Annotated in this window: 2 protein-coding genes; both read right to left on the bottom strand. The window is 67.7% G+C overall.

Going from position 1 to position 2983, the window contains the following annotated elements:
- Positions 1-111: 111 nt before the first annotated feature.
- Positions 112-1719, bottom strand: a complete 1608-nt coding sequence (locus ACOADB_RS00875; protein ID WP_378596036.1) for an alkaline phosphatase D family protein — start codon at positions 1717-1719, stop codon at positions 112-114.
- 87 nt (positions 1720-1806) lie between these two features.
- Positions 1807-2718, bottom strand: coding sequence for an SDR family oxidoreductase (locus ACOADB_RS00870; protein ID WP_378596035.1), 912 nt, complete (start codon positions 2716-2718; stop codon positions 1807-1809).
- Between the last annotated feature and the right edge of the window lie 265 nt (positions 2719-2983).

The following is a 2983-nucleotide window of genomic DNA, read 5'->3' as shown; positions in this document are numbered from 1 at the left end:
GAGTCAGCGGTGCGCTCCCTCCTCGACCCGGGCAACGACTGGGGTCCCGACGACCTCGGCGCCTTCATCGGCACGGCGATCCACGGGGTGTTCAAGGACGCCTGACCTGGCTCAGGCCTCGACAGCCGGCTGTCCGCTCTCCACGTGGAAGGAGTAGCTCGTGCTCACGCCAGCATGGGGATCGAGCTTGTCGACCTGGCGATAGTCGAACCGCATTTCGGAGGCCGTCGCCTCGAGGACGCCGTACCCGTGCTGGACCATGTCCACGAACTTCAGGTGGGGATTGTGCGCGCGACGGTTCTGCTCCTCGAGCCGAGCAGCGGGCACCCCGCTGTCGCCGGTGTTGTGCGAGGTGACCGAGGGAACCAGGAACTCCGTGCCGACCCGCTGGTCGCCTGCCGGGTTGATCGACCCTCCCGAGGTGCCAGGGGCGAACCCGGTGTTCCACAGTTCTCCGGCGAAGCTGTCATGGTCGTCCCCGGTGATCGCGACGAAGTTCTCGACCCCGGCGTGACCGAGGGTCGACAGGATCTCGGTGCGCTCCGCGCCATACCCGTCCCAGGTGTCCATGTACGCGCGCGCTCCGGCGTCGTCGGTGACCATCCCCATCATCATGTTGGCGTTCGCCATCACCTTCCAGCGAGCGCTCGAGTTCTCCAACCCGTTCAGCAGCCATGTCTTCTGCGGGGCGCCGAGCATCGAACGGGACGGATCGTCGGCGTCCGCGCACACGAGGTGGCCCAGGCTGTCACCGCAGCCCTGCTGGTCGCGGTACTGGCGGGCGTCCTGCAGGAACAGCTCCACCATCCCGCCGAGCTGGAGCGAGCGGTAGGTGCGCAACGGGTCATCCGCGAAGCGGGGTACCGGCATGTGCTCGAACCACGCTCGCCAGGCCCACTGCTTCTTCTGCTGCCAGAACAGCAGGGTGTCCAGGTCCGACAGGACAGGTGCGGTCCAGTCCACCTTGTCGTAGTTGTTGCGGAACTCGTGGTCGTCCCAGATCGGCAGGAAGGCGTGCTGCAGGTGCATCGACTGAAGGTCCGCGTCGCGGTAGTGCGGATACTTTGCCCGCATCCCACTCAGCGTCTGGGGATAGGCGTTGAACTCGAGCCCGCGCACGCCGGGTGCGGTGAACTCGTACACGTAGTCGCCCAGGCTGACCACGAGGTCGAGGTCCTCCGCGGCCAGGTGCCGGTGCGCGGCGAAGTAGCCCTCCTCGAAGCCCTGACAGGTGAAGAACCCGATCCGCACCGGCTGCTGGGAGTCGGGCGGACGAAGGGTCTGGAAGCGGCCGACCGGTGACTCGGTGTCCTGGCCGCGGAAGCAGTAGAAGTACTGCTCCCCCGGGTCGAGCCCGGTGACGTCTTCGTGCACCGTGCCGTCGGCCATGCCGCGGGCCGTGACGCCCTTGACGACGACGGGACTGGAGAGGTCAGCGTTCTTCGAGACGATCAACGCGAGGTTCGCGTCGCGGTTCAGCAACGGAACCGGTGGCACGCGGGTCCACAAGGTGGCGCCGTCGGTCCGCGGAACCCCCGCCATCACCGACTGCGGAAAGCACGGGTTCCGGGCAAGGCCGGGCATCGCGTCGGCCGCCGTACGGAAGCCGGTGCTGGTCCCGGCGGCCGCTCCGGGCAGCGCGATGGCACCGCCCAGGGCGGCCGCTCCGGTGAGCAGGCTTCGTCGCGACGTACGGCGTTGACTCCACGTTGTGTCCACCTTCGGCAGCCTCGCAGCCATCCCGGTGCGCCGACCAACACCGTTTTCGTGCGCCACTGACAACGGCGCGGGGTCAATCGGTGATCGTCACTCGTCCTGTTCGCTCGCCTCATCCACCGCGGCCAGGCTGCGGTCGTTCGCGATGTTGCGTGCGCTGGTCGACCGTCCGAGGGCCGCCACCTCCGCGTCCATGCGGGGCAGCAGCTCGGGCACGAACTTGAGGATCGCGAGGTTGCCGGCGGCGGAGTTGACCACGTTGCGGTTCAACCCGATGCCACGCACCCAGCCCGGGCAGTACACGTGGCGCTGCCGCTTCTCGATGCCCTTGATGAACGCCTTGACGCAGGCGTCGACCGACGTCGTCACACCCAGGGGAAAGGGCATCTTCGCGAGCATGTCCTGGAAGGCGGACAGGTCCTTCTTGGCGTCCTGTACCAGGGGTGTGTCGATCCAGGACATGTGGGCGCAGCCGACGGTGACACCTTGATGGGCGGTCTCGAGACGCAACACGTTGGCGAAGTGTTCGGCACCTGCCTTGCTCGCGTTGTAGGCCGCCAGGCCCGGGGCGGCTGCGAATGCGGCCAGCGAGGACACGACCAGGAAGTAGCCCTTGCTCTCGACGAGCGCGGGAAGGGTGGCGCGGGCCGTGTGGAACACACCGAGGACGTTGATGTCCATCACCCGCTTGAACGCGGCCGGATCGGTCCCCATCACCGAGCCATAGCTGGCGATGCCTGCGTTCGCCACGACGACGTCGATCCGTCCGAAGTGGGCCACCGTGGCGTCGGCCGCCTCCTGCATCGCGGCCAGGTCGCACACATCGGCAACGACGCCCAGGGCGTTGCTTCCGATGACAGCGGCCGTCTCGTCCAGGGCAGCCTTGTCGAGGTCGGTGATGACGACCTTCGCACCCCTGGCGGCCAGTTCCTTCGCCACCTCGGCGCCGATGCCGCGCGCGCCACCGGTGATCAGCACAACCTTGTCGTCCATCCGTCCCATGCGAACTCCTCTGTGTCGGATCATGCGTCGTCGTGCGCCGCGAGGGCGTCGAACTGAAGACGATCGTCCTCCTCAAGCGCCGGTGTCGCCATGAACCGTCGGAGGCGGCCTCAGGAATGAGTCAGAACTGCACGGTGGCCGCGAGCGCGGCACAGGCGGCGAGGCGGTCGCTCCCGCATCCGCAAGTCCTGAAAACGCCGAACGGCCGCCCGCGGGCGGCCGTTCGATTCGGTGGAGCTGAGGGGATTCGAACCCCTGACCCCCT

The sequence above is a fragment of the Nocardioides sp. CPCC 206348 genome (genome assembly GCF_048654705.1).
Lineage (GTDB): Bacteria > Actinomycetota > Actinomycetes > Propionibacteriales > Nocardioidaceae > Nocardioides.
The sequence above is the reverse complement of the archived record's forward strand: the minus strand, read 5'-3'. Positions and strand labels throughout refer to the sequence as shown.